This window comes from Marinobacter sp. bablab_jr008 (genome assembly GCF_016464145.1).
Classification (GTDB): Bacteria; Pseudomonadota; Gammaproteobacteria; order Pseudomonadales; family Oleiphilaceae; genus Marinobacter; species Marinobacter nauticus.
In genome coordinates, this window is record NZ_JACDWW010000077.1 from 1 (window position 1) to 24,592 (window position 24,592).

Annotated in this window: 20 protein-coding genes and 3 tRNA genes; 9 read left to right on the forward strand and 14 right to left on the reverse strand. The window is 56.9% G+C overall.

The annotated features are described in order from the left end of the window. Nucleotides 1–215: 215 nt before the first annotated feature. The 6 genes from JIF53_RS15760 to JIF53_RS15785 all read right to left on the reverse strand — a co-directional run bounded on the left by JIF53_RS15760 (nt 216) and on the right by JIF53_RS15785 (nt 2,924). Nucleotides 216–291 (reverse strand) — tRNA-Val (locus tag JIF53_RS15760). Nucleotides 292–300: 9 nt separating this feature from the next. Next, a tRNA-Asp gene (locus JIF53_RS15765) sits at nt 301–377 on the reverse strand. Nucleotides 378–419: 42 nt separating this feature from the next. Next, nucleotides 420–495: transfer RNA gene (locus JIF53_RS15770), tRNA-Val, on the reverse strand. Nucleotides 496–674: 179 nt separating this feature from the next. Then, nucleotides 675–944: a hypothetical protein gene (locus tag JIF53_RS15775; protein ID WP_199453251.1), complete on the reverse strand. Its 270-nt coding sequence runs from the start codon at nt 942–944 to the stop codon at nt 675–677. Between the two features lie 45 nt (nt 945–989). Then, nucleotides 990–1,847, reverse strand: a complete 858-nt coding sequence (locus JIF53_RS15780) for a DUF2846 domain-containing protein (RefSeq protein ID WP_199453253.1) — start codon at nt 1,845–1,847, stop codon at nt 990–992. A gap of 117 nt (nt 1,848–1,964) precedes the next feature. Continuing rightward, nucleotides 1,965–2,924, reverse strand: a complete 960-nt coding sequence (locus JIF53_RS15785) for a hypothetical protein (RefSeq protein ID WP_199453255.1) — start codon at nt 2,922–2,924, stop codon at nt 1,965–1,967. A gap of 185 nt (nt 2,925–3,109) precedes the next feature. Between JIF53_RS15785 and purE the strand changes: the two genes are divergently transcribed. The 6 genes from purE (at nt 3,110) to JIF53_RS15815 (ending at nt 10,453) form a co-directional block, all read left to right on the forward strand. Next, nucleotides 3,110–3,601, forward strand: a complete 492-nt coding sequence (gene purE / locus JIF53_RS15790; RefSeq protein WP_011785495.1) for a 5-(carboxyamino)imidazole ribonucleotide mutase — start codon at nt 3,110–3,112, stop codon at nt 3,599–3,601. A gap of 163 nt (nt 3,602–3,764) precedes the next feature. Further along, entirely contained in the window at nt 3,765–4,883 is a 1,119-nt protein-coding gene (locus JIF53_RS15795) for a 5-(carboxyamino)imidazole ribonucleotide synthase (RefSeq protein ID WP_199453257.1), read from the forward strand. Nucleotides 4,884–4,956: 73 nt separating this feature from the next. Beyond that, entirely contained in the window at nt 4,957–5,535 is a 579-nt protein-coding gene (sodB, locus tag JIF53_RS15800; RefSeq protein WP_011785497.1) for a superoxide dismutase [Fe], read from the forward strand. Nucleotides 5,536–5,791: 256 nt separating this feature from the next. Then, a complete protein-coding gene (locus JIF53_RS15805; RefSeq protein ID WP_228285586.1) occupies nt 5,792–7,852 on the forward strand; it encodes a putative bifunctional diguanylate cyclase/phosphodiesterase in 2,061 nt (686 codons plus the stop codon). Nucleotides 7,853–7,875: 23 nt separating this feature from the next. Beyond that, nucleotides 7,876–8,463: a LemA family protein gene (locus JIF53_RS15810; protein WP_011785499.1), complete on the forward strand. Its 588-nt coding sequence runs from the start codon at nt 7,876–7,878 to the stop codon at nt 8,461–8,463. A gap of 10 nt (nt 8,464–8,473) precedes the next feature. Further along, nucleotides 8,474–10,453 carry a M48 family metallopeptidase gene (locus tag JIF53_RS15815; protein ID WP_199453261.1) on the forward strand — a complete coding sequence of 660 codons (1,980 nt, stop codon included), beginning with the start codon at nt 8,474–8,476 and terminating at the stop codon, nt 10,451–10,453. Between the two features lie 87 nt (nt 10,454–10,540). On the opposite strand, the gene gspD is transcribed toward JIF53_RS15815, so the two are convergent. The 6 genes from gspD to JIF53_RS15845 all read right to left on the reverse strand — a co-directional run bounded on the left by gspD (nt 10,541) and on the right by JIF53_RS15845 (nt 17,103). Beyond that, nucleotides 10,541–12,490: a type II secretion system secretin GspD gene (gene gspD / locus JIF53_RS15820; protein ID WP_199453263.1), complete on the reverse strand. Its 1,950-nt coding sequence runs from the start codon at nt 12,488–12,490 to the stop codon at nt 10,541–10,543. Between the two features lie 34 nt (nt 12,491–12,524). Continuing rightward, complete coding sequence (locus tag JIF53_RS15825; protein WP_199453265.1) at nt 12,525–13,373, reverse strand: type II secretion system protein N; 849 nt, start codon at nt 13,371–13,373, stop codon at nt 12,525–12,527. A 1-nt stretch (nt 13,374) separates the two neighbouring features. Beyond that, nucleotides 13,375–14,166, reverse strand: a complete 792-nt coding sequence (gspN, locus tag JIF53_RS15830) for a type II secretion system protein N (RefSeq protein WP_114433394.1) — start codon at nt 14,164–14,166, stop codon at nt 13,375–13,377. A gap of 166 nt (nt 14,167–14,332) precedes the next feature. Continuing rightward, the gene (groL, locus tag JIF53_RS15835) at nt 14,333–15,985 is read right to left on the reverse strand and encodes a chaperonin GroEL (RefSeq protein WP_014421008.1); all 1,653 of its coding nucleotides are present in this window, start codon (nt 15,983–15,985) and stop codon (nt 14,333–14,335) included. 76 nt (nt 15,986–16,061) lie between these two features. Continuing rightward, nucleotides 16,062–16,349, reverse strand: a complete 288-nt coding sequence (gene groES / locus JIF53_RS15840; protein ID WP_011785505.1) for a co-chaperone GroES — start codon at nt 16,347–16,349, stop codon at nt 16,062–16,064. A 196-nt stretch (nt 16,350–16,545) separates the two neighbouring features. Then, nucleotides 16,546–17,103: an FxsA family protein gene (locus tag JIF53_RS15845; protein WP_199453268.1), complete on the reverse strand. Its 558-nt coding sequence runs from the start codon at nt 17,101–17,103 to the stop codon at nt 16,546–16,548. A gap of 72 nt (nt 17,104–17,175) precedes the next feature. Between JIF53_RS15845 and JIF53_RS15850 the strand changes: the two genes are divergently transcribed. Together JIF53_RS15850 and JIF53_RS15855 are read left to right on the forward strand one after the other, a co-directional pair. Next, the gene (locus JIF53_RS15850) at nt 17,176–17,937 is read left to right on the forward strand and encodes an SDR family oxidoreductase (RefSeq protein ID WP_011785507.1); all 762 of its coding nucleotides are present in this window, start codon (nt 17,176–17,178) and stop codon (nt 17,935–17,937) included. A gap of 23 nt (nt 17,938–17,960) precedes the next feature. Beyond that, complete coding sequence (locus tag JIF53_RS15855; protein WP_023010611.1) at nt 17,961–18,284, forward strand: MGMT family protein; 324 nt, start codon at nt 17,961–17,963, stop codon at nt 18,282–18,284. 42 nt (nt 18,285–18,326) lie between these two features. Here JIF53_RS15855 and JIF53_RS15860 read toward each other — a convergent pair whose 3' ends face one another. Continuing rightward, nucleotides 18,327–19,841 carry a fumarate hydratase gene (locus JIF53_RS15860; protein ID WP_041655452.1) on the reverse strand — a complete coding sequence of 505 codons (1,515 nt, stop codon included), beginning with the start codon at nt 19,839–19,841 and terminating at the stop codon, nt 18,327–18,329. A 477-nt stretch (nt 19,842–20,318) separates the two neighbouring features. Here JIF53_RS15860 and JIF53_RS15865 point away from each other — a divergent pair, with 477 nt between their 5' ends. Beyond that, on the forward strand, nt 20,319–23,456 hold the full coding sequence (locus JIF53_RS15865) for an Ig-like domain-containing protein (RefSeq protein WP_199453270.1): 3,138 nt from the start codon (nt 20,319–20,321) through the stop codon (nt 23,454–23,456). A 52-nt stretch (nt 23,457–23,508) separates the two neighbouring features. Here JIF53_RS15865 and JIF53_RS15870 read toward each other — a convergent pair whose 3' ends face one another. Further along, nucleotides 23,509–24,567 (reverse strand): CaiB/BaiF CoA transferase family protein, encoded by a 1,059-nt coding sequence (locus JIF53_RS15870; protein ID WP_199453272.1) that lies wholly within the window; start codon nt 24,565–24,567, stop codon nt 23,509–23,511. Nucleotides 24,568–24,592 lie beyond the last annotated feature (25 nt).

The following is a 24,592-nucleotide window of genomic DNA, read 5'->3' on the forward strand; positions in this document are numbered from 1 at the left end:
AGGTTGATGGATCTGACCCAAGTACGAACCGGCATCCCTGTCCCCGAGTTCAGGGCAAGTTAATGGCATGAGCCGTATACGTGGTCCGTATGTACGGTTCTGTGAGAGGGATGAGGCGGTAACGCCTCACCCTACTCGCTGCGGCTCGCCAAAGGAGCTTGGCATTTTCTGAGGGCATAAAAAAAGCAGACCAGATTGGTCTGCTTTTTAGAATCTGGTGGGTGGTGCAGGGATCGAACCTGCGACCCTCGCCTTGTAAGGGCGATGCTCTCCCAGCTGAGCTAACCACCCAGGGTAAGGTGGCGGAGCGGACGGGACTCGAACCCGCGACCCCCGGCGTGACAGGCCGGTATTCTAACCAACTGAACTACCGCTCCGCATCGATTCAGCTTTGCCGAATCTGAACTCTGTTTTGAAAGTGGTGGGTGGTGCAGGGATCGAACCTGCGACCCTCGCCTTGTAAGGGCGATGCTCTCCCAGCTGAGCTAACCACCCACTTTCGCTGCCTTACTTTACTTCAGGCTCAAAACAGTCACTTGCTGCGCTTGGCGCCTGCTGAGTCAGCGTTGCTGTCTCAACCAAGTGAGACGCGCATTTTAAGCATTTCGCTCACTGTGTCAAATGTTTTTCCGAAAAATACTGAACTTTTTTCCGAGACGCTCTCAGGCGAACATTTATTGATCAAAATCAGAACGTTGTACTGTTTTACCCTGCTCAGGGAAGTGCCGTATTTCCGCAGACTTCTGGCCTGCCTGCTGCCCCTTTCGCTTCAGAGCCAGCTCACTCACTCGCGCCCGGCGCTCGCCAGGCACCGCCTGACTGGCAAGCGCCTGGTTAAGGTCATCCAGGCGTTGCCGAGCCTCCCGCCAGGATTCCTCAAGCAACGGACCAACCTGCCGGGCCAGCCTGCCAATACGTAGCCGGAACGTATCTTTGAAGGACATTGTTTTTATCTCTCTTCACTACACCATCCCCAGTGTAGACATTGCCTAGAAGATCCACCAGCCTCCCGATTCTGCCTCTTCCCTGCGCTCGCGCTCAAGTTCCAGTTGGGCATACTCCTGCTCCAGCGCCTTCAGCTTGCGATCGGCTTCCAGCGGTACCGTTGGCCCACCCCCGAATGGCCAGAACCAGGAGGTCTCCTCATATTTACCCTGCTGCTGCAGACGCTCAATCTCCAGCTCGCGCTCCTGCTCAAGAGCCAGCTTCCGCTTCTCGTAGTCGGTATCTTCGTTAACTTCGACAATCGACGTTGCCGCATGGTTCGGCGCCAGTAAGTCACTGTTCAGGAACAGCGTGGTCACAATTTCATCGGACTGCATGGCATACTCACGGGTAACCAGCTGCAGATCCCCCGAGGCCAGCGGGTGCTCCGGGTCCAGGTCCGGATGAGGACGCGAGGGCTCCTCCAGTTCGTTGTATCTCAGGTAGTAGATCTTGCCAGGCTCCGCCTTCAGAGTGGCATCCGCAATCAGGCTCAGACTGAAGGAATTCAGGCCTTCAAGCCCAAGCAACGGCCGGCGCATGGCAATGTGACGTTCGCCGGGACTCACTTCCAGCCAGGTAAAGCTGTTATTGCGGATATTGAAATAGTGTTTGTCGTCAATATAGACGCTGGGAGACTCAATCTCATCCGCCGCCCACTGGGAGTGGGTGCGGTAGAAATACAACAAGGCATTGTTCTGGTCCCACTGATCGGTGTCGATATGCACAAAATCATGGCCAGACACCGGATGCAGAAAGCCACCCACACTCTTGCCAATAGACTGATAAACGGTGCAGCCAGACAACACCAGAAAGCATGCCACGACGGCAGCACTTTTAACGAAAGGCACTCGGATTTTCATTGTTATGCACTCTTCATCCCTTATCGAGTAGGGACGATCATAACAACTGGCCACCGCAAGAAATGAGAGCTACCGCAAGGGATGAATACAAACCGTTACATTCATCCCCTGCAACCACTACTGCCCTGAGCTCGATGCCCTGAGCTGATTGACCTCCTCCGACAGACGCACAAGCCGTGAGGTAAGCTGGGCACGGGATGCGTCAATGGACTCAACGGTGCGGGCCAGTTCCGCCAGTCGATTCCGCAGTGCCTGAACGTCACCGGCGCCAGCCAGCCCATCCGTTTGGGCCTCGAGGGATGACAGCCGGCTTTCAATACCGTCGATACCCAGTTTCTGCTCCTGCTCGAACCGGCGGATACGGCTCTCCACCACCTGGTCGATGTCGCCTATCTGCTGGCTTAGCCTGGTCAGCTGCGACGTCGCCTCGTTATTTGCCTGCTCCAGAGCCGCCACAGAGGCCTCCAGCTTCTGGCTCAATTGAGCGATATCTCCAGCCAGCGTTGTACGAAACTGTTCGACCGTGGTTTCCAGATCCGACACTGACTTTCCGGTCTCGCCCAGATTCTGATCCAGCGCCGAGAGCCGCTGGCCATGTTCCTCTAGCTGTTTCCGGTTACGCTCATTAGCAACCACCCAGAGCTTGCGGATTTCGCTGTTGGCGGTCTCTACCCTTTCAGCATTGGCCGCTATCTTTTCCTCCAGGGAAGCACCGCGCTCCTGCAAGGATTCCCCGGTTTCCGAAAGCTCACCCTCGAAACGGGCCAGCGCCAGCTTGCTCTGCCGGGCCCAGTAATCCGCCTCTTCGAGTTGACTCTCCAGCGCGGCGATGCGCTGACTCTGGCTATACCACCCTGCGCCAGCAGCCACCGCAAGCCCGAGAATCGCTCCCCAGACAAGAATTCGTCCACCACGACCACCGCCTCCGCCAGGGCCCGCAACTGCACCGGGCGGCCTGGCTTTGGGAGCCCCACGCCCGGCCTCACGCTCTTTACTGGCACGAGGGGTTCGCGCTTCCCCGGCGCCGATCGGGGGGTCTGCTCTCAGCTCATCTTCGTCCGGGCGGATGGGTTCCATTACAGCTCCTGGGAATGGATGGTTTAATGGTATAACCGACGATAATACCTGCAGTTACGGACGGGTTAAAATGAAGGCTTATAAAGAAAGCGCTCAGACAGCCGAACGCCCGGGTTACCGTGTTGCACGGCAACTGGCCAGAACATACAATGGCCGGCTTTCCAATTATCACAGGACTGTTGCTTATGCAGCCGCTTGTTGGACTCATCATGGGCTCCAAATCTGACTGGCCCACCATGGAACACGCTGCCGATATGCTCGACAAACTCGGCGTGCCCTACGAAACCCGGGTTGTCTCCGCCCATCGCACACCGGATCTGCTTTTTGATTACGCCAAGACCGCGGCCGATCGCGGCCTGAAGGTCATCATCGGTGGTGCCGGCGGCGCAGCGCACCTGCCTGGCATGGTCGCCTCACAAACGTCTTTGCCGGTGCTGGGCGTCCCCGTACAATCAAAAGCACTGAACGGGCTTGATTCCCTGCTCTCCATCGTTCAGATGCCCGGTGGCATTGCTGTCGGCACCCTGGCGATTGGCAAGGCCGGCGCCACCAACGCGGGCCTGCTGGCAGCACAAATCGTTGGCACGTTCGACGACAAGGTTCGCCAGGCGGTGGAAGACTTCAGGAAAAACCAGACCCAGACGATTCTGGATAACCCTGATCCCAGGGATCAATAACCTATTGCCGAGACCAGGCGAGCGGGCCGGGGAGGGCTTTCCAAAACACGCTACAAGCACATCCCTGTGCGCTTGTTTCGGGCCGTCCATGGCCCTCAACAGTTTTGGAAAGCCCTCCCCGGCCCGCTCTGGCGTCGACCCAGATATAGAGCAGGAGAACCAGATGAGAATCGGTGTACTAGGAGCCGGCCAACTCGGGCGCATGCTGGCCCTTGCCGGATACCCCCTCGCAAAGGAATTTGTCTTCTACGACATGTCCGGCAGCCCCAGCGCCGGTCTGGGGGAAGTCATTGTGGATCGCGACGGCAGCTACCTGGACGACTTCCTCACCCGCGTCGACCGCGTAACCTACGAATTCGAGCACCTGCCCGTTGAAGTGGCGGAGAAGCTGGCCCAACACAAGCCGGTTCACCCCTGCCCCAGGGCGCTTCAGGTTTGCCAGAACCGGGAAGCAGAGAAAACCCTGTTCGGCCAGCTTGGCATTCCAACGCCGGAATGGAAAATCGCTGATAGCGCCGCTTCCCTGAAAGCCGCTGCCGAGGCACTTGGCTGCCCGGTGGTAGCCAAATCCATCACTGAGGGCTACGACGGCAAAGGCCAGGCTGTCCTGAGAGATCCGGAACAGGCAGAAGAAGCCTGGAAGGCCATCGGCCACCCCAGGGTAATCGTGGAGAAGTTCGTTAACTTCAAACGCGAAGTGTCCATCATCGCTGTTCGCGGTGAGGATGGCGATGTGGCCTTTTACCCCATTGCCGAGAACACCCACCACGAGGGCATTCTACGCTACTCCATTGCCCCGGCACCCGGACTGCAACCCCACATCCAGCAAGATGCTGAAAAGTACATCAAGGCACTATTGAACGAATTGAACTATGTGGGCGTACTGACTCTGGAACTGTTTGAGACCGAGGACGGCCTGGTAGCAAACGAGATGGCTCCACGGGTCCACAATTCCGGGCACTGGACCATTGAGGGTTCCATGACCAGCCAGTTCGAGAATCACGTTCGCGCGGTCAGCGGACACGCTCTGGGCAATGTTCAGGCACGCGGCCTGAGCTGCATGATTAATATCATCGGCGAGCACGGCGACATTGAACGGATACTGGAACTGCCCTACGCTCACCTTCACCTCTACAATAAAGGGGAGCGCCCCGGCCGCAAGCTAGGGCACGTGAACATTCTGGCAGACAGTTATGAAGAGCTGGTCTGGCGGGTCCGGAACTGCGCACAGTTTCTGCCCGGCAGCCCCGAGTTTAAAAGCTCTCTCACAACAAGGGGTTGATTTAACTCAAACCGCCCTTATATTGCGAGAGTGTCAACTCACATAAACAGAGAGAACCAGGGAGAACGACCTCATGGCATTTGAACTTCCCGCACTGCCTTACGAAAAAAACGCACTGGAACCGCATATCTCTCAGGAAACCCTGGAGTACCATTACGGCAAGCATCACAACACCTATGTAACCAAGCTGAACGGCCTGGTTGAAGGTACTGAGAATGCCAACAAGTCTCTGGAAGACATCATCAAGAGCGCCAGTGGCCCGCTGTTCAACAACGCAGCCCAGGTATGGAACCACACCTTCTACTGGCACTGCCTGAGCCCGAACGGTGGTGGTGAGCCCACCGGCGCCGCCAAAGAAGCCATCGAGAAGGCCTTTGGCTCCTTCGAAGACTTCAAGAAAGAATTCAACGACAAGGCCGCCAACAACTTTGGTTCCGGCTGGACCTGGCTGGTGAAAAAAGCTGACGGCAGTGTTGCCATCGCCAACACCAGCAACGCCGAAACCCCACTGACCGGCGCCGACAAGCCGGTTCTGACCGTTGATGTCTGGGAGCACGCCTACTACATCGACTACCGGAACAGCCGTCCGAATTACCTGGAAGCGTTCTGGAACCTGGTCAACTGGGATTTCGTGAACGAAAACCTGGCCTGATCCAGCCGGAACAACGGTAGGCAGCAACAGCCTGACCGTTGACCAAACGCCCGCACGGGAACCCCTGCGGGCGTTTCTGTATCTGAATGCGACGAAACCGAAACAAATCGACACACGCATCCACAAGAAACTCTGAAAAAATCGTCCATACTCCATGAAGTTGAAAGGAATCTGAACCATACTGTCATGTGCCGCGTGATAGATCCTGTCGCAGAGTCCGACAGAACCAATCAGACAGATGAGCCAAGAACAGCGGATGCAAAAAACCTTTGAAGTAGAGAACCACCTCGGATACCGCATTCTCCGATGGGTACTGCTCGTCGCGTTGCTGAGCGGTATTCTGATGAGCGCGGTACAGGTGGTGCTGGATGCAAAGAGGGTATCCGCTGAACTGGAGCGTGATGCGGCCCAGACCCTGGCCATGGTGGAAGACTCCGCCACCCAGGCCGTTTTCAGCATTGATGACACGCTCGCGCAACAGGTGGTGGATGGACTGTTCGCCCTGGAACCCATTCACATGGCCAAAATCACCCATCCCGATGGTGATGAACTGGGTGATCGGCTACGGCCTCTGCAAGACTCCCCGTTTCGCCCTTTAACTGGCCCGATATTCGGCCAGGTTCGCGAATACCGCGAAAGTCTCACGCGAGGCAGCAATCCGGATCTTGTCTACGGCTATCTTGAGGTTCACTACGACACCGCCCCCTATGCTCGAACCTGGCTCGGCCGAGCACTGGTGACGTTTGCCTCAGGCATCGCCCTGGCACTTATTCTTGGCATCGTACTGTTCGTGGTGTTCCATCTGCTGCTGACCCGCCCGCTGCTGCGCATTGTGCAGTCGGTCAAAAAGGTAGACCCGGCACACCCGGACGATCGTCTGGTGTCAATTCCGGAAGGACACCGGGCCGATGAGCTTGGCCTTTGGGTTAACGCCACCAATAATCTGCTTGTGGCTATCGGCGACACCCAGAAAAAGCATCGTGAAGCAGAAGACCGGGTCACCCGCCTTGCCCGCTACGACACACTGACCGGCCTGCCCAGCCGGGATGCCTTTATGGAAGATCTGCAGGGCGCTATCGAACGGGCCAGAGAAGGACACAGCTCGATCGCGCTCATGGTCTGTGGCATTGATGACTTCAAATCCGTCAACGAACAGTGCGGTTTCCGCACCGGCGATACCATCCTGCAAACCGTCGCCGGTCGCCTGACCGCCAATCTTTCCTCCGACAGATTCAATGTCGCCCGGCTGGGCAGTGACCAGTTTGTCATCGTTGAAAAACATCTGCGCGATGGCTTCCAGGCAGCAGAAACCGCCGAGAAGGTCCTGGCCACCATCGGGTCGCCGATCAATTCCGGTAACCACCGGATTTCCATGACCGCCACGCTGGGGATTTCCCTGTTCCCGTCAGATGCCGACCAGGCAGACCGCCTGCTCCAGAGTGCCGAGCAAACCATGGCTCTGGCGAAACAAACCGGACACAACCACTTCCAGTTCTATGTAGCCAGCATCGACCAGGAAATCCGCGAACGCAAACAGATGGAAAAGGACCTGGCCCAGGCCCTCGCAAACCACGAGTTCCACCTGGTCTACCAGCCACAGATCAATCTGGAGACCCGGCGCGTTATTGGCGCAGAAGCACTGCTGCGGTGGGAACACCCTGAACACGGCATGATTCCCCCGGACCACTTCATTCCGGTGGCCGAAGCGAACGGTTCCATCGTCGAAATTGGCCAATGGGTACTGGATCAGGCTTGCTGGCAGGCCGCTCGCTGGGCATCCGAAGGTACGCACCTCAGAATCGCCGTGAACCTTTCCGCCGTTCAGCTACGCCAGGAATCCATTGTTGACGATATTCTCAACACCCTGAAACGTCATAATATTCCGGCGGGACGCCTGGAACTGGAAGTGACCGAAACCAGTTTTATGACCAACCTCACCGATGCGGTCGCCAAGCTGCATCGGCTGCATCGGGCCGGCATCAGTATTGCGGTTGATGATTTCGGCACGGGCTATTCATCGCTGACCTATCTAAAGCAGATGCCGGTACAGCATCTGAAGATCGACAAGCAGTTCATTCGGGACCTGCTGATCAACGAGGAAGATACCCGAATTGCCAACACCATCATCGACCTTGGCAAGAGCCTGAATCTGACCGTCGTCGCAGAAGGTGTGGAAACAGCAGAGCAGGAGTATTACCTCAGCCAGCGTGGCTGTGCGCTTGCTCAGGGGTATTTCTTCTCCAAGCCCCTGTTACCCAGAGATTTTGAGAATTTCGTACAGACTTTCCACGCCCGGATCGTGGAAAATAACGCCTGAACCTTTAGCCCTTAGGAGTAGTCATGGGAACGACTGTCATCGGTCTTGTAGTAATTGCCGTTGTCATCCTCTATCTGGTGTTTATCTACAACCAGCTTGTTTCTTTGCGCAACCAGTTCAAGAATGGCTTCGCCCAGATTGATGTCCAGCTTCAGCGCCGCCACGATCTGATCCCCAACCTGGTGGAGTCCGCCAAAGCCTATCTGGACCATGAAAAGTCCACCCTGACCCAGGTAATGGAAGCACGCAATAACGCGGTCAGTGCTCAGAAGGATGCCGCCCGTGACCCAGGCGACAGCACCAAGATCCAACGCCTTGGCAGCGCCGAGAACCTGCTGACCAAAGCCCTCGCCAATTTCTACGCCGTGGCCGAGAACTACCCTGAGCTGAAAGCCAACGAGACCATCCAGCAACTGATGGAAGAACTCTCCAGCACCGAGAACCGTGTCGCGTTCGCGCGCCAGGCGTATAACGATGGCGTGATGAACTACAACATCTTCCGCGAGAAGTTCCCCAACAATCTGGTCGCTGGCCTGTTTGCGTTCAAGGAAACCGCCCAGCTCCAGCTTGAATCTCCAGAGGCCCGCCAGGCTCCGAAAGTCAGTTTCTGAGGCCTGATTCATGGCGAGCCCCGGTTTCTTCCAGCGCCAGGCCAGTGCCCGGCGCAACACTGGCTTGTTGGTTGTGCTGTTTCTCACCGCAGTCACCCTGATTACTCTGGCGGTCTGTCTGGTGGGTTACATGGTCACCCGCAGCCAGACCTCGGCCCTGCCATTTCATTACTGGCTACTGTCCAGCCATGGCCTGACAACCGCCGGTGCGGTGGTCGCGCTGATTGGCATCGGCTCCCTGGTACGCTGGGTGGACCTCGCCGGAGGCGGCACGCGCGTGGCGCGAATGGTTGGTGCCCGGGCTATTGATCCGGACACCCGCGACCCGGAAGAACGCAAACTGCGCAATATCGTCGAGGAAATGTCGATTGCCAGTGGTGTTCCGGTACCGGAGCTCTACGTGATGGACCATGAAACCGGCATCAACGCCTTTGTGGCCGGTTACACCCCTGGTGAAGCGGTGATGGTGGTTACCCACGGAGCCCTGACCCAATTGAACCGGGACGAACTCCAGGGCGTGGTAGGCCACGAATTCAGCCACATCCTCAACGGCGATATGCGCATCAATGTCAGGTTGATCGCCCTGCTGGCCGGAATACTGATGATCGGCCAGATTGGCCAGTTTCTCCTGAGGGCTGGCTTCTACAGCAGCGGTCGTAGCCGAAACCGGGACGGCCGGGCACAGGCTGCCATGGGGCTGATCGGGCTGGCCTTGATGCTGATCGGTTATGTCGGCGTGTTCTTTGGCCGGCTCATTCAGTCGGCCGTCTCACGTCAACGGGAGATGCTGGCCGACGCGTCATCCGTTCAGTTCACTCGTAACCCCGAAGGCATTGGCGCAGCCCTGTTCAAAATCGGGATGAAAGGCGGGTATCTGGACACTACCAGCCATGCCAGCGACATGAACCACATGTGTTTCGGCGAGGCGGCAAGGATGAAATTCACCTCTTTGCTGGCATCCCACCCTCCCATTGACGAACGAATCAACGCCATCCAGCCAGGGCTGATGGCCCGCCTGCGCAGCAGGCTACGGGATACTGAACCTGGCTCACGATTGCAGGGACAAGGCCGCAGTCCGGATAAGGCAGCCATTGGCGACCTGGTGAGCCAGGTAGTCGAACCAGCTCAAGGCACCCGAAAGTACAGCCTATCGCCTCTGGCAAGCTCCCTGACCAACGAGTCTCCGACGGCAGCCCCTGCGCTGTCCAGCCGCGTTGGCACGGTTTCCGCGGACAGCGAGCGCTTCGCCAGCAATCTCCTGAAAAAACTGCCATCGACCTTTCGCAACCTGTTATATACCCGGGCTGGAGCCGTTCAGCTTTGCTATGGCCTGGTGATCTACGAACTGACGGACGCCGAGCAAACCGAGAGGCTTGCTCTCATACCAGAGCACTCCGTGCTGGGCGCACAACCCGAGTTGCTTGGCAAACTACTGCCATCCCTAAAGGAACTTGGCGAACGCGCACGTTTTCCAATGCTTGAACTGGCCATGCCGGCGCTGCGAAAGCTCGATCCGGAGGAGCGGGATACCCTTCTTGCAAATATTCAGACGCTGGTTCAGGCGGACAACCGGGTAACCCTGTTCGAACTCGCACTCACCACCTTCCTGTGGCGGCATCTAGGCCGTGGCTCCGGGCAGGTCGTGCCCGTAAAATACCGAAGCTTCCGGCAAGTCAAACCCGCCATTGAGCAGGTGCTGAGCCTGTTCGCCCGGGCCGGCACCGAAGCACCGGAAAAGGCTCAAGCGCTCTATCAGGAGGCTATTTCCGGGTTCGGTAACGGAAACGACGAAACCATGCACAGCAAGATCACCATGCAGAACCTGAGAGCTGCTCTGAATGTTCTCAGCAAGCTCTCACCACTGCTGAAGCCTGCCATTATTGATGCCTGCGGACATTGCATCAGTCACGACGGAAAGGTGGAAATTAAGGAATACGAATTAATGAGGCTGGTGGCGGATCAACTGGACTGCCCGATGCCGCCACTCTGAGAGCACTCGAAGCACCGCCCCAGTCCTGCTCGCCAGGGCGATGATCAGACAGCGCGGTTATCAACGCTGTCTCGTCAGCGCAACTCCCTACTGCCGGCGCCCTTCAAACAGCATATCGACCGACGGATCGGATTCTTCCTGCGGCAAGCCAAGCTTTTCCCGCACTTCCAGGTTTACATCCCAGAGGCGGTTGAACTTTTCAGTGGTCGCCGCCACAGCATCTGCTTTACCCAGCATGATCGTGGGGCGCAGGAAAACCAGCAGGTTGCGCTTAACGCGGGTCTCGGATTCAGAAGAGAACAAGCGACCAAGCACCGGGATATCGCCCAGCAGCGGTACCTTGCTCTTGCTGACCTGGTAATCGTCCTTGATCAGACCGCCCAGTACCACGGTCTCGCCGTCATCCGCCAGCACGGTGGTTTTAATCTCACGTTTGTTGGTGATCAGATCGGATGCACCATCAACGCTGGTTGTGGAAATGTCCTCGGTCGTTTGCTCAACCACCAGACGCACCAGGCCATCGGCACTGATCGTAGGCGTGACTTTCAGCGACAACCCCACATCGCGCCGCTCGATGGTGGTAAACGGGTTGGTGGTCCCGTCTCCGGTCACGGTAGACTGGCCAGTACGGAACGGTACGTTCTGGCCAACGATAATTTCAGATTCCTGATTGTCGAGGGTAATAATGCTGGGCGTAGACAACAGGTTCGCCGCGGAAGAAGAGGACAGTGCCTGAATCAGTAAGCCCCAGGTAACACCATCCTCATCACGCTGCCCGGCACCGACGGTCAACCCGCCGGCTAGCTGCGGAATAGTGTCACCCACCAGAGCTCCAATCACGGAGTTCAGGCCAACCATACCCTGGCCACTTGTCAGGTTTGTACCCAGCACCGGAAATGAACCTGCAGACTCATCGCCAGCCGCCAATTGCACCCCGAGTTGATCGCCCAGCTCATCACTGATTTCCACAATGGCCGCTTCAATCATCACCTGGGCACGGCGCACATCCAGCTGTGCCACAATCTGCTCGGCTTCCTGCATCAGGGAGGGGTCCCCCCGGACAACGAGAGCATTCAGCCCTTCATCAGCAAAGACTGAAAAGCTGCTGCCCGGATTCCCGGTAGAGCCACCCGAGTTGCCGCCAGCGCTGCTCTCTTTCACTACCTCACCCATCACACCTTTGAGTATTTCGGTCAGGGTCTTGGCATCGGCATGACGAAGACGAATCACCTTGGTGGTTCCGCCACTGGCAGACGGTTGGTCCAGTTGGAGAATCAAACCGCGCATCTTGTCCCGAAAGGTTTCGTCGCCGCGCAGAATCAATCGATTGCTGCGCTCGTCGGCTGTCACGCTGTATTTGCGTGCGGCATTCTCACCGCCAGCGCGGCCAAGCTCTTCTGGTGCCAGCTCCTGCAGCAGGGTCACCATGTCACCAACCCAGGCTTCCTGCAGCTGAATCACTTCCACTTCGTATTTTGAGGGGCTGTCCAGTTCCCGAACGATCTGTTCAATGCGAGCGATATTAGAGGCATGATCACTGACAATCAGGGCGTTTGCCGCAGCCACGCCCGCCAGATGGCCGTATTTGGCAACCAGCGGCCGCAGAATCGGAACCAGTTCCAGGGCGTTGGCATTATCAATCTGGATAACACGGGTGATCAGTTGCTCGGAGGGCGTTTGCGGAAATCTGTTCAGGTTCTCTGCAGACTGTTTGGCATCGACCTGCTGGACAATTTTGACGACTTCCTCTCCGGGGATCGCAGTAAAACCGTGCACATTCAGCACTGCCAGGAAAAGATCGTAGATTTCGTCCTTGTTCATGGGGGCACTGGACAATACCGTCACTTTCCCTTTAACCCGGGGATCCACCACAAAGCTGTAGCCGGTTATGTCTGCCACCTGGGTGACGAAGGCCCGAATGTCCGCATCCTTGAGGTTCAGCCTCCAGGTTTCTTCCTGCGCCTGCGCCAGCGAAGCCAGCGGCAGTAAAAGCGCGAACATGATTGCCTGGAGGAGGTTGATCTTGTGGTTATACATCTGGCGATATCGTCCTGTTTTTTTGAGTACCCTGTCAGCGCCATTGTTCGGGTATGGCGTAACTGACCGTCAGCAGGGTTCCGTCACGTTCAATTTCAATATCCAGCTGCGGCTGGCTGCGCCAACTGTCCAGCAGCTGCTTGTCCTGCTCGATGTCGCCCAGAGGCTGACCGTTCACCGAGGTAATGATATCTCCCGGACGCAGATTCACGGCGTTCAGCATGGCGTTCGAGCCATCATACACATACCCGCCGCGATCCTCTGCAGGCTGCAGACCGTAGGTTGCCAGTGCAGCCACGCCTTCACTGTTCAGCCGCGCTCTGGCGTCTTCCAGGTAGGTATCCGGCGATTCTGCCGTTTGCACCGGCTCTTCCGCAACCAGCGCTCCGGTCTCTATCTGTTCCTCAAACGCCAGGGATTCGTACCTCCCCCCCCTGCGTAGCAGAATTCTTCCAGCCTCGACCTCCGCCAGCTCAGCGTTGCCCGGTAACTGGTCGCCAACCCGATAGTATTCGGTTTCGCCGTTACTTCCGGCAACTATAGCACCGGAGTCCTCCGGACGCCGCCCGACAAGCACACCTTCCAGCCTCAGGCGCAGCCCGGTTTCCGGTGCAGAGCGGCGCACCACGTCGGCCACACCCACCTGATTATCAGGTCTCCCGAAGAACTCATAACCGGCGATCGGAGCCTCTGACACTCGGCTACGGACCTCAGCGCCGGCAGCCGTCTGCCCGAAGATTTCCGGTACAGGCCGGTCGTTCCAGGCAATCAACCAGGTTAGTTTCGCCAGCTCTACCGCAAGGTAAAGCACCAGCGCAAGCAACAGCAGATTCGCCAATGTACGCGAGAACCGCTCCTGACGCCCCACCGACAGCTTCATCATATTACAGGCCTCCGGGCAGCAATGGCTGCCGGACCCGGAACACTACGTCACCCGGCCTTGCAGAATCTGGCCAGGGCTGTTGCGCCAGATCGACCATGCGCTTGTACACCCGCAGTTCCATCATGCCATCCCAGAGTATGCTGGCATCAGCCGCCGGCCCGCTTGCACCCTGCTCTGCCACTACCAGTGAAACGCCTCCGTCCACGGTGTCCAGATCTGCCTGCATGGGAGGAAACACGGCCTGGCCCACCTGATTGCCCATCGGCCAGGTAACCCTGCCACCATCCCAGCGCCCGAGCCCGTCTGCTGACTTCAGGCGACCGTCTGCCCAGGACATCTCGAAGCGATCCACAGACACGGTTCCCTCAATCATGGCGCCACCGCTCTGGCGTATCAGTTGCTCGAACTCGGCAACCGCTATCAGCCCATTGGCACTGACCTCAAAATTACCCTGCCAACCGGCACGGGCAACCCCTTCCACGCGGGATTGTGATGAAGACACGGAAAATTGCAGCGGTAATGTCACCCCGGACAGCGATGGCCAGCCAAATTGCCATTCCAGGCGTGCCGGAAAACCAGCCACAACAACCCCTGCGGCCCCATCCCAGAGACGCCCGGATACCTGCTGCACCCGAACCTGCTCTGGCAGCTGCACCTGGGCCGAGGCCTGCTGCCAGAGCCAGCCAGCCGGAACCAGAACAATCAGCGTGATCCCGTAAACCAGCAGACCGAGCAACAGCAGCAGAACCACTTTGCCAGGGCCGAGAAAGGATTTTGATCGGGATTCAGTCATTGCAATTGGCACATTTAAAAACCGGTAGCCGAGTCTAACAAAGCCATTGGGCAAGTTCATGACAAAAAAACGAAAAACCCCGCGCCAGTGTGAACCAGCGCGGGGTTTTCAGGGGTAGATCGGGCCAGGCCTCAGAAACTGAGACCTGTTCGGGATCTGGCCGGCATTACATCATGCCGCCCATGCCTCCCATTCCGCCCATGCCACCCATATCCGGCATACCACCGCCGGCTTTCTCGTCTTCCGGCTCGTCTGCAACCATCGCCTCGGTGGTGATGATCAGAGAAGCGACAGAAGCCGCGGCCTGCAGGGAAGAACGGGTTACCTTGGCGGGATCCAGGATACCCATTTCCAGCATGTCGCCATACTGCTCGGTAGCAGCGTTGAAGCCGAAGGAACCTTCGCCTTCTTTTACCTTGGCAACCACCACAGAAGACTCACCGCCTGCATTGAATACGATCTGACGCAGCGGAGCTTCCATGGCGCGACGCAGAATGTTCACACCGGCTTTCTGCTCGTCGTTGATGGCGTCTACCTTGTCCAAAGCCGCAATAGCGCGGATGAGGGTAACACCACCACCAGCTACGATGCCTTCTTCAACGGCAGCGCGGGTGGAGTGCAGAGCGTCTTCAACGCGGGCCTTCTTCTCTTTCATTTCAACTTCAGAGCCGGCGCCCACTTTGATGACGGCGACACCGCCAGCCAGCTTGGCGACGCGCTCTTGCAGCTTCTCTTTGTCGTAATCAGAGCTGCTGTCTTCGATCTGCTTGCGAATCTGCTCAACGCGAGCGCTGATATCAGCCTCGGCACCAGCGCCACCGATGATCGTGGTGTTTTCCTTGGTCACGTTGACACGCTTGGCAGTACCCAGGTCATCCAGAGTGGTGTTTTCCAGGGTCAGGCCGACTTCTTCGGAAATCACCGTACCGCCAGTCAGAATGGCGATATCCTGCAGCATTTCCTTGCGACGGTCACCAAAGCCAGGCGCCTTCACAGCGTTGACTTTCACAATGCCGCGCATGTTGTTGACCACCAGAGTAGCCAGGGCTTCGCCTTCGATGTCTTCAGCAATGATCTGGAGCGGTTTGCCAGCCTTGGCAACTGCTTCCAGCACCGGCAGCAGTTCGCGGATGTTGGAGATCTTCTTGTCGACCAACAGGATGTACGGGTCTTCCAGCTCGGCAGACATGTTGTCCTGGTTGTTGATGAAGTACGGGCTCAGGAAGCCGCGGTCAAACTGCATGCCTTCAACCACGTCCAGCTCGTCTTCCAGGCCACGGCCTTCCTCAACGGTAATGACGCCTTCTTTACCCACTTTTTCCATCGCGTCTGCGATGATCTTGCCGATGGTTTCGTCACCGTTGGCGGAGATAGTACCGACCTGGGCGATCATGCGGCTGTCGTCGCAGGGCTTGGCCATTTCACGGATGGCTTTAACAGCTTCGGCGGTACCTTTGTCGATACCACGCTTCAGGTCCATCGGGTTCATGCCGGCAGTCACGGCCTTGATACCCTCATTCACGATGGACTGGGCCAGTACGGTCGCAGTCGTGGTACCGTCACCAGCAGTTTCGTTGGCCTGGGAAGCGACTTCCTTCACCATCTGCGCGCCCATGTTCTCGAACTTGTCTTTCAGCTCGATTTCCTTGGCCACAGATACGCCGTCCTTGGTCACAGTCGGAGCGCCGAAAGACTTCTCCAGAACCACGTTACGGCCTTTGGGGCCCAGTGTTACCTTGACCGCGTCCGCCAGGATGTTAACACCTGCTACCATGCGCTTACGGGCGCTATCACCGAATTTAACGTCTTTTGCTGCCATGTCTTCTATTCCTGTTCGTTAAACCGAAAATTGAACCGATCGGATTAATGAGCGTTCGTGCCTATCGCTGTTGCGATCACTCAAGCACGCCGTAAATATCGTTCTCACTCATGATGAGCAGCTCTTCACCGTCAACCTTCACGGTGTTACCGGCGTACTGACCGAAGACCACGGTGTCACCCACCTTGACCGCCAGTGCACGGGTTTCGCCGTTATCCAGAATGCGGCCATTACCCACAGCGATCACTTCGCCCTGGGAAGGCTTTTCTTTGGCATTACCCGGCAGCACGATGCCACCCGCAGTTTTCTCTTCTTCTTCCTTACGGCGTACGACAACACGATCGTGTAGCGGACGAATTTTCATTGCTCTGTTTCTCCAATAGTCAGATTAATGTGGCAATGACAATTGCATGTTAAAAATGTCTGGCCGGAGACCCGGACCCGACAAATTGCCCCGGCATCCAAGCCACTGATAGACAGCGGTTTTCAGCCTGAAGCGAATCTGTGCTGTGTTAATGGGGTTGAGCGAAAGGTTTTCAACACCCGCAACGAAAAAAAATTTACTTTTTTTCCTGCTCATCCTGATCAGACTGCCCCTGCTGGAGCTGGCCCCTATCAGTCCGGGTCTGATCCTGGTACTCGCCTTCAATGATGTTGCCGTTGGCATCACGATCGAATGGTCGCTGCTGGCCAAATGGGCCTTGCCCGAAGGGCCCTGCACCGCCTCCGGCGCTGAAAAAGAAACTCCGGCCGTGATTCTGCCCCGACACCGTCATCCGCTTCAGCGCCTGCGATGCCAGCCAATGTCGCGAGCCCGGCAACAAACACAGAAAGCCGAAGGTGTCGGTGATAAACCCCGGCGTGAGCAACATGGCGCCACCGACCGCAAGAACCAGCCCCTCGGCCACTTCTTTTGCCGGCAACTCACCGCTGTTGAGCCGTTCATTCGCCCGCAACAAGGTCGCCAGCCCCTGCTGGCGCAGCAACCAGGCCCCGATTACAGCCGTCAGAAACACCAGCCCTACCGTATTCAACACGCCGATAACGCTACCGACCTGAATCAATACCGCCAGTTCGGCAATGGGCATAACGATGAAAAGTAAAAAGAAAACGGGCAAAATGCCTCCCCATAAAAACGATGCAGACACACAGAGAACGTAAAACACCTCTGAACTTAATTAGGGCAAACCATGAAACTTCAAGATTCTGTTATCGCAATCACTGGTGGCGGCCAGGGCCTCGGCCGCGCAATGGCTGAATACCTGGCAGCCAAAGGCGCCAGGCTGGCACTCATCGACCTGATGGAAGACAAGCTGGCTGAAGCCGCTGAGGCCTGCAAACTGGCCGGTGGCGACGCCAAAACCTATGTCTGCAACGTCGCCAAAGAAGAAGACGTTGAGGCAACCTTTCAGGCAATCATCAATGACTTCGGCCACCTCAACGGCCTGGTGAACAACGCCGGCATCCTGCGCGACGGCCTGATGGTGAAATTCAAGGACGGCAAGCTCGAGAAGCGCATGGAGCTGGCCCAGTGGCAGTCCGTGATCGACGTTAACCTCACCGGCGTTTTCCTGTGCGGCCGTGAAGCGGCCACCCGCATGATCGAAAACGGCGACCAGGGCGCGATCATCAACATCGCCTCCATCTCACGCGCCGGAAACATGGGCCAGAGCAACTACTCCGCCGCCAAAGCCGGCGTATCTGCCCTGGTGCCAGTGTGGGCCAAAGAACTCGCCCGCTACGGCATCCGCTGCATGGGCATCGCCCCAGGGTTTATCGAAACCGAAATGACGGCTTCCATGAAACCGGAAGCCCTGGAGAAAATGACCGCCGGCATCCCCCTGAAACGCATGGGCAAGCCGGAGGAAATCGCCTCGGCGGTAGCATTTATCTTCGAGAACGACTACGTTTCTGGCCGCATGATCGAGGTGGACGGCGCCCTGCGCCTGTAACCCGGCCAATTCCGGAGCTCTGAATGAACGAGTCCGAAAAGGAACCGACAAAGGAGCAGAAAATCTGGCAGGTAGTGGCCGCGATTCCGAAAGGAAAAGTGGCCAGCTACGGCCAGGTAGCCGCCATGGCCGGCCTCGGACGCCAGGCGCGTTTCGTTGGCCGTGCCCTGGGCAAACTGCCCGCCGGCCACTGCATTCCCTGGTATCGGGTTATCCGGAGCAATGGCCAGATCGCTTTTCCTGAAGGCACGGAAACCTGCCAGCTTCAAACAGAGAAACTGAGGCTGGAAGGGGTGGAAGTGTATAAAGGAAGGGTAAAGATGAAGGACTTTCAGTGGCAGCCTTGAGCCGAACGCCCAAGGCTGCCACCGGACCAACAAAGACTCAGATCAAACCGCCTTGGCGGCAATGATCTTGTCGTGCCACTCAACCGGGCCGGTCTGGTGCACGGAACTGCCACGGGAATCCACGGCTACGGTTACCGGCATTTCTTCCACCTCAAACTCGTAGATGGCTTCCATACCCAGCTCTTCGAAGGCCACCACCTTGGCGCCCTTGATGGCCTTGGAGACCAGGTACGCAGCACCACCCACCGCCATCAGATACACTGCGCCGTGCTTCTTGATGGCGTCGATGGCAACCTGGCCACGCTCGGCTTTGCCGATCATGCCAGTCAGGCCGGTTTTTTCCAGCATGGTGTCAGTGAACTTGTCCATGCGGGTTGCAGTAGTAGGGCCAGCGGGGCCAACCACTTCTTCGCGTACCGGATCAACCGGGCCCACGTAGTAAATGAAGCGGCCTTTCAGATCCACCGGCAGCTCTTCACCGCGCTCGATCATATCCACCATCTTCTTGTGGGCCGCATCACGGCCGGTCAGCATCTTGCCGGACAGCAGAACGGTTTCACCCGGTTGCCAGTCTTTCACGTCTTCCGGAGTTACAGTGTCCAGATTCACACGGCGAACATTCTCGCCTACTTCCCAGGTGATTTCCGGCCAGTCGTCCAGGCTCGGCGGGGTCTGCAGGGACGGGCCCGTACCATCCAGCACAAAGTGTGCGTGGCGGGTTGCGGCGCAGTTCGGGATGATCGCCACCGGCTTGTTGGCCGCGTGGGTGGGGTAATCCTTGACTTTTACATCCAGAACGGTGGTCAGGCCACCCAACCCCTGAGCGCCGATGCCCAGCTCGTTCACCTTCTCGAACAGCTCCAGGCGCAATTCCTCGGCACGATTGGAGGCACCACGGGCCTGCAGATCGTGAATATCGATCGGATCCAACAGAGCCTCTTTCGCCAGCTCCATCGCCTTCTCAGCGGTACCACCAATACCAATACCCAGCATGCCAGGCGGACACCAGCCGGCACCCATCTGCGGCACCATCTTCAACACCCAGTCCACAACCGAGTCGGACGGGTTCAGCATGGCAAACTTGGACTTGGCTTCAGAGCCGCCGCCCTTGGCTGCCACGTGCACGTCTACGGTGTTACCCGGCACCATCTTGTAGTGAATGATGGCGGGGGTGTTGTCTTTGGTGTTCTGGCGTTTGCCGTCCGGATCTGCCAACACAGAGGCCCGCAGCACGTTGTCCGGATGGGTGTAAGCACGGCGCACTCCTTCGTTGATCACGTCGTCCAGCGCCATGTCGCACTCGAACTTCACGTTCATACCGATGTTCACGAACACGGTGACGATACCGGTGTCCTGGCAGATCGGACGGTGGCCCTGGGCACACATACGGGAGTTAATCAGAATCTGGGCCATGGCATCCTTGGCCGCCTGGGACTCTTCCTTCTGGTAGGCCTCGTACACGGCCTGAATGAAATCCTTCGGGTGATAATAGGAAATGAACTGCAGCGCATCGGCTACGCTTTCGATCAGGTCGTCCTGGCGGATCACGGTGGTCATAGTGGCCTCATCAGCTTTCTGATTATCGGAAGTATGCGGAGCCACCAAAGCAGCCCCCTGCTTATATAAGGAAGCGAGAGTTTACCAGAAATTCGACTCAGCGGTTGATGCGACAGAAGGCGCAAATGCTATGTAGGCCAGCGAAAATAGCTATTACGGTAAAACCAATTCGCAACAATTTGTTAAAACAGGCATTACCCGGCCACTGGAACTCGACAAACCGCGGAGCGGCCACTATTTTTGATTGAGGGCCACTCCAAGGGTGCGAGGAGGGTTTCCAGACGCAGAATCACACTTTTGGCTGATCAACACTTGCTACTCTGTCGCTATAGTCGAAGCTACAGAAATTGGCTTTTAAGTGCTGGCTACAATTTCAGACAACCAACAAATCAGAAAAGGCTGTGCGCGGAATCCTGGGGCCGACCGGTTCCGTCAACGCCGGATATAACGACACAACAACAGGAAAAGGTTCCACCCATGTTCAAGAAAACTCTAATAAGTCTTGCCGTGGCTTCTTCCCTTGGGTTGACGGGCTGTTTCAGTGGCTCTAACAGTGGGGGTAATGATAATCCCAAGCCGCAGTATGCCGGCGATGCCCTGAATACAACATACCCGCTGTTCAACCCGGCCAAGCGCCAAATCCCGACACCGACCGACCTGAGTTTCTCAGGTTCACTGGATGGAACTTTCAAACTGGATTTGACTGCAGATTCCAGCCCTGTTGAAATCGCTCTCGATAGCCTTAGCGGCGCCTCTACTGTCGACCCCATTACTATCAAGACCAGCGGGCAGATCGATAAATCATCACTAAAACCGAACCAGAACATCTTCCTGATACCCGTTAAGTACGCAAGCGGGGACCCGATTCAAGGACTGTCTAACCAGGAACCTCCAACCGTGGACCTGGCAAAGGTCGCAAAAACCAACTTTATCGTTGACGTGATTGATGTTGACGATTCCACAGCCATCAGAATCACACCAACGGAGCCTCTGGCACCGAACACCCGTTACGTGGTGGGCATCACCAAAGGTGTAAAGGATGGTTCAGGAAAATCCATCGGCCAGGATCCTGTCTACGCTAATATCACTGGCGAAGGTACAGAGACGGATCCTAACTTTGGCCTCGTAAACGCTGCTTTGGCCCCGATTCGCTCTTTGGTCAACAAGTTCTGGGAACCGACTGTATCTGGATTTGCAGCTGCCATCTCTAACGGTGCAAACAAGCTGTCAGCAAACGATATTGCTATGAGTTACAGCTTCACCACCTCAAATGACATCATGGTCACACGCTATATCGCATATCCGGAGAACTGGCTGCGTGACCAACTCGAAGGATTCGTTAGAGTATCAACGGCCAAGAAAGTTGTTGGCGCGGCATTGTTCGCGTCTGGCCAAGATCTTGAGGAGGCCGCTCCTAGCCCTTTGACCGGCTTCCAGAAATGGGATCTCAATCGAGACGGCAGCATCGACAGCAAAGACTTCGATGTGAATGGCGATGGCTCAGTTAGCACCGCAGACTTCCTCTTTGTGAACACCAGCCCGGCCAACTTCGGCTACAAGGATGTGGAAGCTGCAGTCCAAGGCGCCCTGGCAACATTTGAGCCCTCGACTGCGCTCAACAATGCTGCATTGGCTCCCTGCGACACACCAAACTCTCAGACCGGGAACTACGAGTATGTACCGCTTGGTAGCTTTGAGGACCAATTCGCTTGCGTGGCTGCCGGCCTTGGCGCCGCCATTGACCAGGCTTTAGCGGGCAAGGGAATCGAGATCGCAGAGCCGGATAGCAGACCAATCACTGTGGGCGCCTCAGCTCCAGCTCAGACCAAGTCAGCCATCTTGGCAACCGTCCCCGGGTCCGAGTTCGTTGCCGTTTCGGAAAGCAGCATCACATTGCCATATTACCTGGGCCTCCCCAGCAACGTGAATGGCGCTCCAATTCAGACTCAAGCCTGGAAGGCCGATACAACCTTTGCAGCCGCGCTGAACCAACAGTTTGCTCAGGCGGGTCTGGTTATTCCTCAAGGCGCCGGACTGAGCGAGGTCGTTAACGCGATTTTCCCGTTCCCCGCAGCCGAGGGCGATACAGAAGTTCCGATGCTCGTTTTGCACCCGGACTTCAGCACTGCACCCTTTGCGGGTAGCCCCCTGGAAAACGCCACGCTTAGCACGCCAGGCGCAATTACCGACGTCGTCATTTTCCAACACGGTATAACCACTGATCGAAGCGCCGCTCTGGCGTTTGGCTCAGCATTGGTTGCCAGCGGCATCCAGCAGAACAAGCGCATTGCTGTCGTGGCAATTGATCAGCCCCTGCATGGCATTGCGCCTGCGACTCTGGAAGATAAGGAGGAGCTATCAGCAACCTTGTTGATGTCTCTAAACCCTGGCCTGACAGAACAGCAAATTCCACAATTGACCGCGCTCATTCTGGCAGGTGATGCGCCAACACTGGCCGGAGCACTGTTCCAAACGCAAACCCCGACTCAAGAACAAGTGGGTCAAGCGGCAGTCCTTATTGGTACTGTCGACAACGCCGGCAGCACGATCCCGGGCCTGGCACCGCAGTCGACTGCGACAGGTTACGATGCCAGCGGCATTAACGAGCGCCACTTCGGATGGGCAAGCAACAGCAACTTTGACCGCACTCTGCCAGTCGGCCAAGGAAATCTGCCTTGGGCGCCTATGCAGTTTAATCCGGCACCAGAGGTAAAAGAACCGGGAGCTTCCGGCGACCTGTTCATCAACCTCGGAAACTTCCTGAATAGCCGTGACAATCTGCGCCAGGGCGTTCTTGACCTCCTGAACCTGCGGGCATCACTGCCGGTGGAAGTTGGAGCCTTTGCCAATGCCAAGTTCCATTTCGTAGGGCACTCGCTGGGTACTATCAACGGTAATGCGTTTGTAGTGGCTGCCAATTCAGGCGACCGTGAAGATCTGAAGATCGAGAACAGCCACCTGATGACCCCTGCTTCTGGCGTAGTGCGAATGCTTGAGAACTCTCCGTCCTTTGCGCCGACAATTCTCGCCGGGCTGAAGCAAACAGACTCTGAACTGACTCAGGCAAGTAACAACCTGCAGTCGTTCTTTACTGTGTTCCAGGCTGCTATCGATACCGTTGACCCGATCAACATGGTCGATGAGCTTCAGGGTTCCAACACCTTGATTTCCCAGGTTGATGGCGACCGAACCACCATCAACGCCGCCTTTGATTTCTACATCGAAGGCAGCGGCACCAACTGGGAAGCCGGCTACAAGCCCTTCGTGACCGATGCTTTGCAAGTAGTTGGTCTCAACATTGACTCGCAAAGCCCTGCACCTCTGGCTGGCTCAGAGCCCCTTGCAGCCTGGATCGCTGCAGGTAGCTTTGCCGAAGGATTGCCGGCCATCACTCGCTATGCAGAGGGTACCCATGGAACTCCAGTACTCCCTCTCGCGGAAGCTACGGAAGCCCCGAACTTTGCGGAATTTGAATTCGACTTCCTGAAGGATCGGACGCTTGCACTAACAGAAACGCAAGTAGTAAGCGCTGCCAATGCCAGCCTGATGTTCAGCGGCTTGGTAGGACAGACTCTGCAGATGATTCTTCAGTCCTCTGCGCCACAGCAGCCGTAATGCAGCTCTGTTAGAACAAAAAACCCGGCGAAATGCCGGGTTTTTTGTTTACTCAGACAATTCTCAAAGGCAAACCAAGCTGTCTCTGCAGCTGTCCATCCCCCCTATCCCTCTCAACAACCATCCCCCTGGCCTTCAACTGCGGATGCTCTGCCGCCTCCTCAATCGTCAATACCGGCTCTACGCAGGCATCCACATCGGCAAACACCTCCCGCCACTCAGCCAGTGAACGCTCCGAGATCTTCTGCTTGATAGCGGCTTTCAATTCCTGCTGATGTTCAGGCTTCTGGCTCAAGGCATAGCTTTTCAGCTCGCCCAACCCAAGGGTATCGCACAGGCGCGAAGAGAACTGCGGCTCCAGGCTCCCGACAGACAACCAGCGGCCATCTCTGGTCTGGTAATAGTCGTAGAAGGTGCCACCATTGAGCATGCCGCTTTCGGGCTTCTGAGGCTGTCCGCCTGCCAGGGCAGCAGCACCCGCCATGGCATTCAGGGCGAAGGCGGCATCGGTCATGCTGATGTCGATAAAGGCGCCCTCTCCGGTTTCCTGGCGTTTGATGACCGCAGCGAGGATGCCCATCACGGCGTGATGGGAGCCTCCGGCCACGTCGGCAATCTGAATGCCCATGGGTGGTGGACCACTGTCGGCACGACCGCAGTGGCTGGCAACACCGGAAATAGCAAGATAGTTGATATCGTGGCCTGCCCTGTCCTTGTAGGGACCGGTTTGGCCATAGCCCGTAATGGCACAGTAAATCAGCTTGGGATTGATGGCTTTGAGTACCTCATAGCCTATCCCGAGGCGGTCCATGACGCCCGGGCGAAATTGCTCCACCACGATGTCGTAGTCCTGAACCAGCTGCTTGACCTTTTCAACACTCTCGGGCTGCTTCAGGTTCAGTTGCAAGGTTTGCTTGCCGCGACCGAGGTAGGAAAAAGTGGTGCTGAATTTACCATCAAAAGGTGGCATTACCTTGGCCAGATCCACGCGATCCGGAGCTTCAATTCTGAGCACTTCCGCGCCCATATCGGCGAGCATCATGGTGGCGTAGGGTCCGGGCAGCAAGGTACTGAAATCCAGAATTTTCAGGTTGGCGAGCGGGGCTGCCATAAAGCGTCTCCTTGTTTTTGATCGG

Coding starts and splice junctions, on each gene's coding strand:
- JIF53_RS15855 (WP_023010611.1), top strand. CDS start 17,961: ATGAACGAGTCCGAAAAGGAACCGACAAAGGAGCAGAAAATCTGGCAG.
- JIF53_RS15860 (WP_041655452.1), bottom strand. CDS start 19,841: ATGACCACCGTGATCCGCCAGGACGACCTGATCGAAAGCGTAGCCGAT.
- JIF53_RS15775 (WP_199453251.1), bottom strand. CDS start 944: ATGTCCTTCAAAGATACGTTCCGGCTACGTATTGGCAGGCTGGCCCGG.
- gspN (WP_114433394.1), bottom strand. CDS start 14,166: ATGACTGAATCCCGATCAAAATCCTTTCTCGGCCCTGGCAAAGTGGTT.
- JIF53_RS15825 (WP_199453265.1), bottom strand. CDS start 13,373: ATGATGAAGCTGTCGGTGGGGCGTCAGGAGCGGTTCTCGCGTACATTG.
- JIF53_RS15865 (WP_199453270.1), top strand. CDS start 20,319: ATGTTCAAGAAAACTCTAATAAGTCTTGCCGTGGCTTCTTCCCTTGGG.
- JIF53_RS15795 (WP_199453257.1), top strand. CDS start 3,765: ATGAGAATCGGTGTACTAGGAGCCGGCCAACTCGGGCGCATGCTGGCC.
- gspD (WP_199453263.1), bottom strand. CDS start 12,490: ATGTATAACCACAAGATCAACCTCCTCCAGGCAATCATGTTCGCGCTT.
- JIF53_RS15785 (WP_199453255.1), bottom strand. CDS start 2,924: ATGGAACCCATCCGCCCGGACGAAGATGAGCTGAGAGCAGACCCCCCG.
- JIF53_RS15805 (WP_228285586.1), top strand. CDS start 5,792: ATGCAAAAAACCTTTGAAGTAGAGAACCACCTCGGATACCGCATTCTC.
- sodB (WP_011785497.1), top strand. CDS start 4,957: ATGGCATTTGAACTTCCCGCACTGCCTTACGAAAAAAACGCACTGGAA.
- JIF53_RS15780 (WP_199453253.1), bottom strand. CDS start 1,847: ATGAAAATCCGAGTGCCTTTCGTTAAAAGTGCTGCCGTCGTGGCATGC.
- groL (WP_014421008.1), bottom strand. CDS start 15,985: ATGGCAGCAAAAGACGTTAAATTCGGTGATAGCGCCCGTAAGCGCATG.
- JIF53_RS15870 (WP_199453272.1), bottom strand. CDS start 24,567: ATGGCAGCCCCGCTCGCCAACCTGAAAATTCTGGATTTCAGTACCTTG.
- JIF53_RS15815 (WP_199453261.1), top strand. CDS start 8,474: ATGGCGAGCCCCGGTTTCTTCCAGCGCCAGGCCAGTGCCCGGCGCAAC.
- purE (WP_011785495.1), top strand. CDS start 3,110: ATGCAGCCGCTTGTTGGACTCATCATGGGCTCCAAATCTGACTGGCCC.
- JIF53_RS15810 (WP_011785499.1), top strand. CDS start 7,876: ATGGGAACGACTGTCATCGGTCTTGTAGTAATTGCCGTTGTCATCCTC.
- JIF53_RS15850 (WP_011785507.1), top strand. CDS start 17,176: ATGAAACTTCAAGATTCTGTTATCGCAATCACTGGTGGCGGCCAGGGC.
- groES (WP_011785505.1), bottom strand. CDS start 16,349: ATGAAAATTCGTCCGCTACACGATCGTGTTGTCGTACGCCGTAAGGAA.